Source organism: Wandonia haliotis, assembly GCF_039523435.1.
GTDB classification, from domain to species: domain Bacteria; phylum Bacteroidota; class Bacteroidia; order Flavobacteriales_D; family Crocinitomicaceae; genus Wandonia; species Wandonia haliotis.
Genome location: NZ_BAAAFH010000011.1, coordinates 629,987 through 644,622 on the forward strand (window position 1 = coordinate 629,987; position 14,636 = coordinate 644,622).

Sequence of the window (14,636 nt, forward strand, 5' to 3'; positions counted from 1 at the left end):
CTTTGTTGAACTTTGTAGCACTGAAAGGCTCTCGATAGGAGTCTTTCAAGCTAAACACAATTTTTAGTATAAATAAAGAAACATGAGTACAAGCAAGCCCAGAGTCGTAAAAGACTATGAAAAACTTGACTTAGAAATCAAGGAGCAAATTAAACTGGCTTTTCCCTATGGTTTTTACAGTCATCTCGTTTCGTACGTTAATAAGGACGGACAAAAAGTAAGCGCATTACCCTTTGAAACAGATGACAAGTATTACCTTGTACGTATGACGGCTCAGGAAGCCCGAATCATTATTGAAGAAGATGATGATTTTGATGATGACGGAATACTAAAAGAAGACGTTAAAGAAGATTACAAAGAAAAGTTTGCCGATGTTGATTATATGTCGGAATATACTTCTGATGAAGACGAGGACGATGACAGCTATGATGAAGCTGACAACGACGATGGAGAGGATGAAGATTAATTAAAAAATCATATATTGCATTGGCCTGCCGTAGGGCGGGCCTTTTTATTTTAACATTTTTTATTGTTCTCTTTGTTGAGAACTAAAAAAACTTACTTATTTTTGTGTCAGAATTAAATGATATGACAGATCAGGTTACCTTATCGGAAAAGCAAAAACAGCTGATTGAGCGTGTTGGTGTTCAGCACGAGAAGGCAGGCTTCTCTCCTGCTGCAGCCCGTGTTGTTGCTCTTCTACTCGTATCCCCTGTTCCGGAATTAAGTTTTGACCAAATCAGGGAAACTCTGGGACTTAGTAAAAGTGCAACCAGTAACGCTTTGAACTTTCTGATTAATACGGATAAGATTGACTATATCACTTATACAGGTGATAGAAAACGCTATTTCAAAAGTAAGATCAGTTCATGGCGGGAGAGTATGAAAGATGCTATTATTAAAATTACCGGGACAGCCGCTCTGATGGAGGAAATACTGGAACAACGCCCCGACAGCACTCCTGAATTTAATAAAAGCCTTTCAGAAGTTATTGACTTCATGAGATACATCAATCAGGAGCTACCTGCGTTGTATGAAAAATGGGAAAAAAGGAACACCTAATTTTTTTCTCTTTTTGGTTCTTTTAATTCAGAACTAAGTGTTTAAAAAAGAACTTTTACCTAAAAAATAAGTAATCAAATAAAAAATGAAAAAAAACAGAATTCTTAAGATTCTCACCGTTTCACTGGTATCCGGGCTTTCTTTTTCCATATCGGCTCAGGAACAGGAGTACAATTTCAGTCTTCAGGAGGCATTAACTTATGGATTGGAAAACAGTCTGTCTATTCGACAGGCTTCTATGGATCAGGATATTGCCGAAGGACAGATCGGTGAAATCAGAAGCTCAGGATTGCCACAAATCAACGGGGAGGGTCAATTCCAGAATTTCCCTAATCTCCCCACACAGCTTCTTCCCGGAGAGATTATCGGACAACCCGGAACCCAGATTCCTGTACAATTCGGTACTGATTTTACAATGTCCGGGACATTAAAGTTATCTCAGTTAGTATATAATCAGCAATTCTTCACCGGATTGAAAGCGGCTAAGAGTTCACGGGAACTGTATCAGCAACTCAGATTGAAAACAGAAGAAGATGTTATTCTTGCCATTGCTCAATCCTATTATCAGATTTTGGAAACAGAAGCGCAAAAATCAGTACTTGAAAGTAATGTCGATCGGTTGAATCAAATTGAACTACTTCTGACAGCTCAATACGAAAACGAATTGGTCACTAAAACGGATTTGAGCAGAATAAAAGTGAACAAGGTAAATCTGGAAACGAATCTCAAAAGTATCCAAACAGGCATCGAACAGCAGTATAATTATCTAAAACTACTGATCGGTATGCCCATGGATCAGCAATTACGTATTAAAGATCCCGGCAATCTGGATTTGGTCGAACTCAACAATCGAAATTCGGAAAGAGAAACACCGGTAGAGCTAATGATTTTATCCACTCAGCAAGAGTTAAATACGCTGAACAAAAAACAAATCAATGCCGGATATGCTCCTACTCTTTCCGTTTTCGGGCAACAAATGTGGCAGGCACAACGAAATGAGTTTGACTTTTTCAAATCAGGTCGTCCCTGGTTTCAACAGACGGTAATTGGAGTACAATTACAAGTCCCAATTTTCGATGGACTTCAGAAACACTACAAAGTTCAGCAGGTAAAAATAGAACATGAAAAGTTAAAGTTACAACAAACAGAAGCTGAACGACAACTTGATATGCAGTTACAGAATGCCCGCGAACAATACAAGAATAGCTTGATTTCGGTACGGGCACAAATCGAAAACAAAAATCTGGCGGAAGAAGTATTACACCAGACCCAACTCCTCTATAAAGAACATGTTGTCGGTTTGACAGATTTGCTCGATTCTCAGCAATCTTTCCGGGATGCCGAACTCAACTATTACCGTGAACTGATCCGGTACAAAAAATCAGAACTTGAGATGCTAAAAGCTCAGGGACAATTAAAAAGTATAATCAATCAAAATTGATCCAATTTTAAATAAACATCCAAATGAAAAAAGTAATCATCATCTTCTCTGTTATCGGTTTATCCGGACTTGTAGGATACAAACTTTTCGCCAATAAGCAGGAAATGCAGCAAAATGCCAAATTATCTGAAATCACCAGTGACAAAATTCCAGTTCGTGTGATTCATCCTGAAAACAAATCACTTGACAGACAGATACAATCTGACGGAACACTGGAAGCTATCACTGATCTGGTAGTAATTTCCGAAACTCAGGGGAAAATTTTATCTGTTTACAAAGAAAAAGGAGATCGTGTCAGAAAAGGAGATCTTTTGGCACAGGTGGAAAACGATTTGATAACAGCTGAAGTAGAGGCAGCTAAAGCCAATCTGGATAAGTTAACCCTTGATCTGAATCGGTTTTCCAAATTATATGAGAGTGACGCCACAACGAAAAGACAAATAGAAGAGATTCAAATCGGGTTAAAAAATGCGGAAGCACAATACAAAAGTGCTAAAAAACGATTGGATAACACTTCTATTCGCGCTACAGCAAACGGTATTATCAACGACGATTATGTTCAGGAAGGAGCTTATATAAGTCCGGGAAAAAAGTTGTATGAAATTGTAGATGTAAGTCAACTTAAGCTTAACGTAAAACTAACCGTTACCGAAGTGCTTACCCTAAAAGAAGGAGATCTGGCTGAAATCACTATTTCTGCTTTTCCTGCTACCCGTTTTTCCGGAAAAGTTACCTCTATTGCCGCAAAAGCGGATAATGCATTAAAATATAATGTTGAGTTATCCTTAACGAATCAAAAAGAGTTTACGCTGAAGTCAGGAATGTACGCAAGAGCACAGTTTGACTGGAAAGACACTACCGAACGAACACTTCTTAACAGGAATGCAATCGTCGGAAGTTTACAGAAACCGCAGGTATTTATCATAGATAATAATGTAGCGAAACTAAAAGACATACAGGTTGGCGAAACAACAGGAGATCAGGTAGAGGTACTATCAGGTGTCCGGTCTTCAGACAATGTTGTATTAACCGGGCATATTAATCTAAAAGACGGAACTAAAGTTGAAATACTCAACTAATTCCTGATAAAACAATAATTAGAAATGAAAATCACAAAAACTTCAATAAAACGCCCTACCCTGGTTGCCGTTTTGTTTATTCTGTTGATCGGAGTCGGGGCGTTCAGTTATACCAAACTGAATTACGAACTTATTCCTGACATGAGTGTTCCTGTACTTACAGTAACAACCGTATATCCGGGAGCCGCTCCGTATGAAGTTGAGAATTCTGTCACAAAAGAAATTGAAGATGCACTTTCTACCGTCGAAGGATTGGACAGAATAAGCTCCAAATCTTTGGAAAGTGTCTCCATTGTTACAGTAGAACTACGACAAAACATAGATGTAGATCAGGCATTACAGGAAGCCCAACGAAAAATCAATGCCATGATCAATGATCTACCTGATGATGCAGAACTCCCTTCTCTTGGTAAATTTGATATCAACGACCTCCCTATCATGCGTCTGGGAGTAGCAGCAGAAATGTCAGGAACCGAATTGTATGATCTTGTCGATAAAAAAATACAACCTCAATTGGCAAAAATCCCCGGTGTAGCACAGGTAAATCTGCTCGGTGGACAACCACGTGAAATTAAAATCAACATTGACAGAAATAAACTGGAAACATATAACCTTAGTCTTCTTCAAATCAGTCAGGTTATTCAAAATGCCAATATGGATTTCCCTACGGGAAAAATAAAAAGCGGAGAATCAGAAACATTGATCCGTCTGGCAGGAAAATATACTTCCCTGGAACAGATGAGAGCATTAATCATCGGAACTACACAAGATGGTTCTAAAATTTACCTTTCTGATATTGCCGAGATACAGGATTCTCAGAAAGATGAAGAAATCATTTCACGGGTAAACGGAGAAAATGCAATCGGACTTTCCATTCAAAAACAAGGAGATGCAAATGCAGTAGAGTTAAGTGCCGAAGCTAAAAAAATAATGGAAAACCTTGAAAAGGAATACGCCGGAGACAAACTAAAATTCTCTATTGCTTCCGATAGTTCAGACTTTACACTTGAAGCGGCAGATGCTGTAATTCACGATTTATTATTTGCCATTGTACTTGTAGCATTGGTAATGTTATTATTCCTGCACAGTATCCGTAATGCTGTAATCGTTATGGTTGCCGTACCGGCCTCTATTATTTCAACATTTACGGTCATGATGTTACTGGGGTTCTCTTTGAACCTTATGACCTTGCTTGCTCTTTCACTGGTTGTCGGAATCCTCGTGGATGATGCTATCGTGGTTATTGAGAATATCTACCGACACATGGAAATGGGTAAAAACAAGTTTCAGGCAGCCTACGATGGGATTCGTGAAATTGGAGTAACCGTTATTTCCATCACCCTGGTAATTGTAGCTGTATTCGTTCCTATTTCACTCACAGGCGGTTTGATCGGAAACCTGCTTCGTCAATTTTCGCTTACCGTAGCAGTAAGTACATTACTGAGTTTGCTCGTTGCTTTTACTCTGATTCCGTTACTGGCATCTCGTTTTTCAAAAATATCACACATCAAGAACAAAGGGTTCATTGGAAAAACGATCACGGCCTTTGAAAATGTTATTAAAGGATTTGAAAATGCGATGTCCGGTGCTTTGAAATGGAGCTTCAATCACAAAATTATTGTTTTGGGTACAACACTGGTTTTATTTGTGTCATCCTTTGCTCTGGTCAAATTCGGCTTTATCGGAAGTGAATTTGTTTCGGCAGGTGACAGAGGTGAATTCACCATGGAAGTGGAGCTCCCTAAAAATGCAACACTGAGACAGACAAACTTGTTGTCACAGGAAGTTGAAAATTACATTTCTGAACTTCCCGATGTACAGCGCGTTACTACCACTGTAGGACAGTCTTCCGGTAGTATGACAACAACATCCACTCCGTATCTGGCTGAGATCAACGTACAATTAGTTCCGGCCGAAGAACGAACCATTTCGACTCAGGTTTTCTCCAGACGATTACAAATTGAGCTACAGGAAAATCTGGCAGGAGCAAAATTCAAAGCCGTTCCTGTATCTCTTATCGGAACCGGTTCTGAAGCTCCTATTCAGGTAATTCTGAGCGGTACTGACCTGGATTCACTTGCTGCAACGGCTGCTTCTGTTCAGCAGCTAATCTCCAATGTTCCGGGTGCTGTTGAAGTTGAAAGTACAATTGAGGGAGGAAATCCCGAGGTCAAAGTTGAGGTCAATCGTGAAAAGATGACCAATCTGGGGTTATCTCTGGAAATGGTCGGTGCAACGATGCGAACAGCCTTTAATGGAGTTCAGGAAACCAAATACAGAGACGGAGATAACGAATATGACATCTCAATTCAACTGGATGCTTTTGACCGGAAAAATGTAGAAGACATTGCTAACCTGACTTTAATGAATACTAAAGGCGAACAAGTACGACTGGAACAATTTGCTTCTATCATTGAAAGTTCAGGACCTACGGAGTTGAACCGTAGAGATAAAGTTCCCACAGTAACCGTATCTGCACAAGTGCTTGGAAGACCGGTAGGTACTGTCGGAGAAGAAATACAAACCCGACTTGGTGAAATGGATCTGCCGACCGGAGTTGGTTATTCTATGGGAGGAGATCTCGAAAATCAATCAGAAGCATTCGGTGGATTACTGCTTGCACTTCTGGCGTCGCTGGTACTAGTTTACCTCATCATGGTTGCTCTGTATAATAGTTACGCTTATCCACTTGTTGTTATGTTCTCACTTCCTCTGGCGGTAATCGGGGCATTACTGGCACTGGCACTAACTCAAAATGCGTTGAGTATCTTCTCGCTACTGGGAATGATTATGCTTATTGGTTTGGTCGCCAAAAACGCTATCCTTGTTGTCGACTTTGCGAACCAGTTAAAGGCAGCCGGATTGTCAGTTAAAGAAGCTCTGGTTAAAGCAACACAAGTGCGTATCCGTCCAATCCTGATGACAACACTGGCAATGGTAATCGGAATGCTTCCCATTGCTTTGGCCAGTGGCGCCGGAGCCGAATGGAAAAATGGTCTTGCATGGGTACTTATTGGTGGATTAACCAGTTCAATGTTCTTAACTTTGATTGTTGTACCAGTTGTTTATTATATCTTTGACCGCGTAATGGCTAAGTTCGGTTGGGATAAAGAAGTGCAAATTGTACTTGAAGAAACTCCTGAAAACGAACTTAATACCGAAGTTGAAGAAACTATTCGAAGCCAGGCAGAGGTAGTTGCTTAGTTAATTCCAGTTAATCTAAGTTCTAAAAAGCGAATGTAGTTATTGCTCCATTCGCTTTTTTTATTCCAAAAAATCACGAAATTTAGACCATGGAAATACCTCATATCCCGGATCTTATTCTGTATGCCATTCCTTTTTTTGTCGTTACAGTAATTACTGAAGGGATTATTGTTTCCCGCAAATTTCCATCCGGATATTCTGTTAAAGACGCACTGGCATCGATTTCTATGGGATTGGGGAATGTATTTATCGGGTTCGCTTCTCAATTGCTTGTTGCATTTGTGTTTACAGTTCTTTATGATAACTTCCGCGTCACTACTCTTCCCTTTTCCTGGTGGGTATGGATTTTACTGCTTTTTGCAGATGATTTCTGCTACTACTGGACGCATAGAATCGGACATGAAAGCCGTTTATTCTGGGCTTCTCACATTGTTCACCATTCCTCCCGGAAGTTCAACCTCAGTACAGCATTGCGCCAGACGTGGACCGGGGGATTTTTTACTTTCCTGTTTTATCTGGCACTTCCGGTTATCGGATTTCATCCCGTGATGATCTTTACGCAAATGTCGGTGAGTTTACTGTATCAATACTGGATACACACCGAGTTGATAAAAAAGATGCCCCGCTGGTTTGAGTCCGTAATGAATACACCTTCCCATCACCGGGTACACCATGGTTCCAATCCATTATATCTGGATAGAAACTATGCAGGGATTTTCATTATCTGGGATAAATGGTTCGGAACCTTTCAACCTGAACTGGATCATGAAAAAGTGCAGTATGGATTGACAACGAATATTGACAGCTACAATCCGGTCTACATCGGTTTTCACGAATGGGGTAATCTGTTCAGAGATATTTTTTCATCCGGCGCTAACTGGAGAGGAAAAATAGGATACCTGCTCCATCGTCCCGGTTGGCGACACGACGGAACAGGTAAAGTATCGGAAGATCTCAGACGGGAATATCTGGAATCTAAAAAGCAATCCTGAGCCACTACATACGTTGCGGAACATCAATCCCCAACAGACGCATAGCTGACTTTACTACTTTTGCAACATTTAAACTCAATGCCACACGTAATTGCTTCACTTCTTCATTCGTTTCTTTAACAATAGGAGGAACACTTTGATAGAAAGCGTTATACATTTTCACCAATTCAAATGTATAGTTTGCTATCTCAGCCGGGCTGTAATTTTTCCCTGCTTCTTCCACGGTTGAAGGGTACATCATCAACCACTTGATCAATTCTCGTTCTTCCTCTGTAATAACTGATTTTTCAGGGGCTTTAAGCAATCCTGTTTTTGCTACCAGTGACTGAATCCGGGCATACGCATATTGTAAAAATGGTCCGGTATTACCATTCAGTTCAATAGATTCTTCCGGGTTAAACATCATTCGTTTGCGCGGGTCTACTTTCAATAGATAATACTTCAAACCGCCCAGTCCTATCATTTTAAACAGTTCCTGTTTTTCCTCTTCTGACATACCTTCAATATGCCCTCGTTCACGAGTCATTTCAGAAGCAGCCTGAATCACTTCGTGCATCAGATCATCAGCATCAACAACCGTTCCTTCACGGGATTTCATTTTTCCTGTCGGAAGGTCAACCATTCCATACGAAAGATGGAAACATTCGTCAGCCCAAGTATAGCCGAGTTTTTTAAGAATCAGAAATAACACTTTAAAGTGATAATCCTGTTCATTACCTACGGTATAAATAATTCCGTTCAGGTCGGGATAATCTTTAAAACGTTCAATGGCTGTTCCTATATCCTGAGTCATATATACTGCCGTACCATCCGAACGGAGGACTAATTTCTCATCCAAACCTTCATCCGTCAGGTCAATCCATACGGAACCATCCTCTTTACGATAGAAAATCCCTTTGTTCAATCCATCTATTACAACATCCTTTCCAAACAGGAAGGTATCCGATTCATAGTACAAATGATCAAAATCAACTCCCATTGTTTTATAGGTCGTATCAAATCCATCATATACCCAACTGTTCATCGTTGTCCAAAGCAAATAAGTTTCAGGGTCTCTTGCTTCCCATTTCACCAACATCTCTTTGGCTTCCTTCAGAATAGATGTTTCGTTTTTCGCCAGTTCTTTTACTTTCGACAGAATAGCCTGTTTTGCTTTTTCATCTTCTTTTTCTGCCGCTGCCGCATACAATTTCGTTACTTCTTCAGCCACCTGATCTCCGGTAGAAAAATCACTCTTTTCCCAGGCGGTCATAATCTCTTTCGCCTCGGCATTCAGTGCTTTGTCAAACTCAACATAGTATTTCCCGACAAACTTATCACCTTTCATTCCGGTTGTCTGCGGAGTTTCTCTTTCTCCTGCCGCATTTAACGGAGCAAATTTAAGCCAGGCCAACATACTCTTACAGATGTGAATTCCCCTGTCATTAATGATTTGAGTTTTGATCACCTTGTTACCATTCGCTTTCAGGATTTCGGCGACACTGTACCCAAGGAAGTTATTTCGCAAATGCCCCAGGTGAAGAGGTTTATTGGTATTCGGAGAACTGTACTCTACCATCAAGGTTTTTCCTGTCGGTTCTTTTGCCAGTCCGAAAGACTCATCCGCATCAATATCCTGTAATGTCTTTAACCAGTAGACATCATCTATCTCAAGATTCAGAAAACCTTTCACAACATTAAATCCGCGAATCAAGTCAAGGTGATCCCTTAGGAAATTCCCTATTCGTTCAGCAGCCTGATCAGGAGATGTTTTCATCATTTTAACAAAAGGAAAAATTACCAGCGTAATATCCCCCTTAAACTCCTTCCTTGTTTTTTGCAACTGAATCATTGATTCATTTACCGGTGTTCCGAATAATTCTCCAGCATTGTCTAAAAGGATTTGTTTTATGTTGTTTTCCATTTTTTAAAAATGAGATCGTAAATTACTTTTTAATAACCGGCACCAGTCGCTCCAAAAGATCAAAAGCAACTTCAGCCATTTTGTTTTTCTTTTCATCCAGGCAAGGATTGATCTCAACAAACTCCAGACAGCAGAGTTTATCTGATTTAATCAATCCCGTCATAATTCCTTCCGCTTCTTCCGGAGTCAATCCATTGTCTACCGGAGTTCCTGTACCATGCGAAACAATTTTAGGATCCATGCTATCCACGTCAAAAGAGACATAAATAAGATCACAGTCCTTTAACTTCTCCAATACCTCATCAACCACATGGTCTACTCCTGACTTACGGACTTCCTCAACAGTAATATTTCGGATTCCTAACTTATCCATCAGAAGATCTTCCGGTTCTTCTGTATCTCGAACTGCAATAAAAACCAAATCCTCCGGTTGAATTTTAGGAGAAATTCCTCCGAAATTTTTCAGGTTATCCCAAAGACCTTTTACATCTTCTTTTGGTTCGTTAATCTGCGCATCCAGATTATCCGTTGCCAAAGCAGTTGCCAATGGCATTCCATGCATATTTCCCGAAGGTGTCGTGTATGGAGTGTGTAAATCTCCGTGTGCATCAATCCATACTACCCCCAGACGTTTTCCGGGATGACTGTTTTTAATGGCAGCTATTGTACCTCCGGCCGATCCGTGATCACCTGCAATTATCAGCGGAAAGTCACCTTTCTCATACGTAGACTTTACAATCGTATCCAACTGCTCAAATACTTCCGTCAATCCTTCTATTCGCTTCGCAAAAGGGTAAAGAGGAGGTTTATTTAGCAGTTCTTCGTTATTTTTAATACTATATTGGTTAGTAAACTGCGAAAAAAAGTCACTTTCCTTTTTCCACGCAGCAACCTTAACGGCTCCGGGACCTAAACTAGCTCCTCTGGTACCTGCCGTTACTTCAGATTCGTTAATAATCAATTGAATTTTCCTGGCCATAGTACAGAATTTGTTGCAAAAATACGATTATTCACCAAATACCACCTGCCTGCGCAGATGAACATCCGGAACAAAAAAACCGGAGCCTTCTGACTCCGGTCGAAAAAATATAGTTCCTATTTTATAAATCAACTACAACTCCGTGTTTTTCGATTAGCTTTCTCATATTGATGAGTGCATAACGCATACGACCAAGAGCCGTATTTATCGAAATATCTTTTGCTTCTGCAATATCCTTGAAGGACATGTCCTGAAAAATTCTCATATACAGGATTTCTTTCTGCGCTTCGGGTAAGTACTGAATCATGTGCACGATTTGCCCTTCCAGTTCCTCTTTGGACAATGATTGTTCCACATTCAGATCTTCCTGTGCCAGAACACTGAAAATATTAAACTCTTCCGAAAAAGAGGTTGATTCGGATACCATACGTACTTTATTCGCACGTCGGAAATAATCCACCACAAGGTTGTGCGCTATACGCAATACCCATGGCAGGAATTTCCCTTCTTCGTTATAATTGCCGGCTTTTAACGTCTTAATGACTTTAATGAACACATCCTGAAAGATGTCATCTGCCAGATCTCTGTCTTTTACTTTAGACAGTATGTAATGGAAGACATTATTCTTGTGACGCATTAGTAATACTTCAAATGCTTCTTCACTTCCTTTAATATACTCACTGACAAGAACCTTGTCGCTTCGTTCGGATTTACACATAGTTTGCCCGGTTTAACTTAATTTTTCAAAGTAATTTTCAAGCGTAAATGTGTTCTATAAGCGACTGTTTTTAGATGTTTAACAAGGGCTAATATACGACATTCTTGTTAATTAGCAAAAAATGAATTTTCTTTTTTAGTTCATTTTATACAGGTCTGACTTATCATTTTACTCCCGGATAAACACAAAATCAGGAGTCCGTGAGCAAAACTTTCTTCAGCTGTTTCTCAGCCCATGGAAAACCACTATTTTTGGAAACAGGAAATTGAACACATGTCATCAAACGAATATATTCACATCAAAGGGGCTCGGGTACATAACCTCAAAAACGTAGAAGTAAAAATTCCTCACGGGAAACTTACCGTTATTACCGGGCTTTCCGGATCAGGAAAATCTTCTCTCGCATTTGATACGCTTTATGCCGAAGGACAACGTCGATATATCGAAAGTCTTTCGGCTTATGCCCGTCAGTTTCTGGGTAAACTGGACAAACCGGATGTTGATTTTATAAAAGGAGTCGCTCCGGCTATAGCGATTGAGCAAAAGGTTATTGCCACGAATCCCAGATCAACGGTTGGTACATCAACAGAGATTTATGATTACCTGAAATTGTTATTTGCCAGAGCAGGGAAAACTTTTTCACCTGTATCGGGAGAAGAAGTAAAAAAACATACGGTTACAGATGTTGTCTCGTATATTTCAAAACTGGCAGAAGGAACGCGATGTCTCCTCCTCGCTCCTTTCTCTACGGAAAAGTATGGAGTTAAAAAACAACTTCAATTATTTATTGATCAGGGGTACGGACGGATTTTTATTGACGGGGAAATGCGCGAATTAGATGAAGTACTTGCTCAAAATCCAAAAAAACTAGAGTCCCCATATCTGTTGATCGACCGGATCAGTGTTCCTGCTCCGGATGATGAAGCTGGCTTTTCACGGATATCTGACTCCGTTCAATTGGCCTTCCTTGAAGGAAAAGGACACATGGAAGTTTATTTACACGACGATCAGCAATCGAAAGCTTTTTCTTCACTTTTTGAACTGGATGGTATTTCCTTTACCGAACCTTCTGTTCATTTTTTCACCTTTAACAATCCCTACGGAGCTTGTAAAACATGTGAGGGCTATGGTAGCATTATTGGTGTGGATGATAGCCTTGTCATCCCTGACAAATCACTCAGTGTTTACCAGGGTGCTGTTCAGCCCTGGAAAGGAGATACGCTTGGAGAATGGCTCAGACTGTTTGTATTAAGCGCAGAAAAGAACAACTTCCCTATTCACAAACCGATTAGCGAGCTAACCGACCAACAATATGAAATGCTTTGGAAGGGTGGTAAAGGCATGGAAGGTATCGATGCTTTCTTCCGTTATCTGGAAAGTAAAAGTTACAAGATTCAGTATCGTGTCTTACTTTCGCGGTACAGAGGAAAAACAAAGTGTCCGGATTGTAGAGGAACACGATTACGTAAAGACTCCAACTATGTGAAAATCGGAGACAAAAATATCAGTGATCTTGTTTTGATGCCTATTTCGGAGTTGATTCCATTTTTTAAATCACTTAATTTAAGTGAGCACGATCAGCAACTTACAAAACGTTTATTACCTGAAATAGAAAACCGGCTTGAGTTTCTGGATCGGGTCGGACTGGGGTATCTGACACTCAACCGACAGGCAAATTCGTTATCCGGAGGCGAATCTCAGCGTATTAATCTGGCTACCTCTTTGGGAAGTAGTTTAGTTGGTTCCATGTATATTCTTGACGAACCAAGCATTGGTTTACACCCCAGAGATACTGCACGACTGATTTCTGTTTTAAATAATCTGCGTGATATCGGTAATACCGTTATTATTGTGGAACATGAAGAAGATATCATGCAGGCTGCCGACGAACTTATCGACATGGGACCTGAGGCCGGGATTAATGGTGGTACTATTGTCTTTCAGGGCAAACCCGTTGATCTTAAGAAGGTCAAAAATAGTCTGACAACACAGTACCTCTCAGGAGAGTTACAAATTCCGGTTCCGGAAAAAAGACGAAACTCCAACCAAAGTATTACAGTACTTGGAGCTCGAGAAAACAATCTGAAGAATATAGATGTTACATTTCCTCTGAACAATCTGGTTTGTGTAACAGGAGTCAGCGGATCCGGGAAATCTTCGCTTATCAAAAAAATTCTGTATCCACTGGTTAAAAAGAGCCTGGGGATATACGGTGATAAAGTAGGAGAATGTAATGGTTTAACCGGAGATACCAAGGCTATTTCAAACGTCGAATTAATTGATCAGAATCCCATTGGGAAATCTTCGAGAAGTAACCCGGTGACGTATTTAAAAGCGTTTGATGATATCCGCGATATTTTCTCTAAGCAGCAAATTTCCAAGATCAGAAATTATAAGCCGGGATTCTTCTCCTTTAATGTTCCGGGAGGTCGATGCGAAACTTGTGAAGGAGAAGGAACCGTTACAATCTCTATGCAATTCATGGCTGACGTTCATCTCGAATGCGAAGCATGCAAAGGAAAACGATACAAAACAGAAACGTTGGATGTCATTTACAGAGGAAAAAACATTGCTGATATTCTGGATATGGATGTTGACAATGCTATCGCTTTCTTCTCAGAAGGGAAAAGTAAATCCGACGAAAAAATTGTGGACAAATTGCTCCCGCTTCAAAGAGTCGGATTGGGGTATGTAAAACTCGGACAGTCTTCTTCCACCCTGAGTGGTGGAGAAGCCCAGAGAATTAAGCTCGCCTCTTTCCTCATCAAGGGAAGGACATCCGATAAGACATTATTTTTATTTGACGAACCAACAACCGGCTTACATTTCCATGATATTGCCAAGTTGATGATTGCGTTTAATGAATTGATAGCTCTGGGACACTCAGTAATTGTTATCGAACATAATATGGAGGTGATCAAATGCGCAGACTATATTATTGATATCGGTCCGGAAGGAGGAAAAGAGGGCGGCTCGTTAGTATTCACAGGTAGTCCGGAAGATTTAACAAAGTGTGAAAATTCTTATACTGCTAAATACTTAAAAGACAAACTTGTTTATCAGTAATTTTCAGCATCTAGGTATAAATACCTATTTTCCGGTTTTACAAACCTTTATTTTATTGATTTTGAGTAAAAAAACATCATATTTGTAGTGTAATGAACAATTGAAATCAGTTCATTCCGGACTCTACACTAAACGACAAACTATCGGGATACCTTATCCAATGTAACCTGTTTTGATTTCAGGCGCGGAATC

The 14,636-nt window shown here is 40.1% G+C and carries 10 protein-coding genes; 7 read left to right on the forward strand and 3 right to left on the reverse strand.

The features are described 5' to 3' along the window. Positions 1 to 82 precede the first annotated feature (82 nt). The 6 genes from ABDZ97_RS11090 (at position 83) to ABDZ97_RS11115 (ending at position 7,778) form a co-directional block, all read left to right on the forward strand. A complete protein-coding gene (locus ABDZ97_RS11090) occupies positions 83 to 466 on the forward strand; it encodes a hypothetical protein (protein ID WP_343787582.1) in 384 nt (127 codons plus the stop codon). 104 nt (positions 467 to 570) lie between these two features. Beyond that, entirely contained in the window at positions 571 to 1,062 is a 492-nt protein-coding gene (locus ABDZ97_RS11095; protein WP_343787584.1) for a GbsR/MarR family transcriptional regulator, read from the forward strand. An 85-nt stretch (positions 1,063 to 1,147) separates the two neighbouring features. Beyond that, a complete protein-coding gene (locus tag ABDZ97_RS11100; RefSeq protein ID WP_343787586.1) occupies positions 1,148 to 2,503 on the forward strand; it encodes a TolC family protein in 1,356 nt (451 codons plus the stop codon). A 23-nt stretch (positions 2,504 to 2,526) separates the two neighbouring features. Continuing rightward, entirely contained in the window at positions 2,527 to 3,582 is a 1,056-nt protein-coding gene (locus tag ABDZ97_RS11105) for an efflux RND transporter periplasmic adaptor subunit (RefSeq protein ID WP_343787588.1), read from the forward strand. Between the two features lie 24 nt (positions 3,583 to 3,606). Beyond that, the gene (locus tag ABDZ97_RS11110) at positions 3,607 to 6,786 is read left to right on the forward strand and encodes an efflux RND transporter permease subunit (protein ID WP_343787590.1); all 3,180 of its coding nucleotides are present in this window, start codon (positions 3,607 to 3,609) and stop codon (positions 6,784 to 6,786) included. An 89-nt stretch (positions 6,787 to 6,875) separates the two neighbouring features. Then, positions 6,876 to 7,778 carry a sterol desaturase family protein gene (locus tag ABDZ97_RS11115; RefSeq protein WP_343787592.1) on the forward strand — a complete coding sequence of 301 codons (903 nt, stop codon included), beginning with the start codon at positions 6,876 to 6,878 and terminating at the stop codon, positions 7,776 to 7,778. A 4-nt stretch (positions 7,779 to 7,782) separates the two neighbouring features. Here the strand turns inward: ABDZ97_RS11115 and argS are convergent, their stop codons facing one another. The 3 genes from argS to ABDZ97_RS11130 form a co-directional block, all read right to left on the reverse strand. Beyond that, positions 7,783 to 9,681 (reverse strand): arginine--tRNA ligase, encoded by a 1,899-nt coding sequence (argS, locus tag ABDZ97_RS11120; RefSeq protein ID WP_343787594.1) that lies wholly within the window; start codon positions 9,679 to 9,681, stop codon positions 7,783 to 7,785. Between the two features lie 22 nt (positions 9,682 to 9,703). Further along, positions 9,704 to 10,660 carry an arginase gene (locus ABDZ97_RS11125; RefSeq protein ID WP_343787596.1) on the reverse strand — a complete coding sequence of 319 codons (957 nt, stop codon included), beginning with the start codon at positions 10,658 to 10,660 and terminating at the stop codon, positions 9,704 to 9,706. A gap of 121 nt (positions 10,661 to 10,781) precedes the next feature. Beyond that, entirely contained in the window at positions 10,782 to 11,378 is a 597-nt protein-coding gene (locus ABDZ97_RS11130; protein WP_343787598.1) for a sigma-70 family RNA polymerase sigma factor, read from the reverse strand. A gap of 273 nt (positions 11,379 to 11,651) precedes the next feature. Here ABDZ97_RS11130 and uvrA point away from each other — a divergent pair, with 273 nt between their 5' ends. Then, positions 11,652 to 14,444: an excinuclease ABC subunit UvrA gene (gene uvrA / locus ABDZ97_RS11135; protein ID WP_343787600.1), complete on the forward strand. Its 2,793-nt coding sequence runs from the start codon at positions 11,652 to 11,654 to the stop codon at positions 14,442 to 14,444. Positions 14,445 to 14,636: the final 192 nt, after the last annotated feature.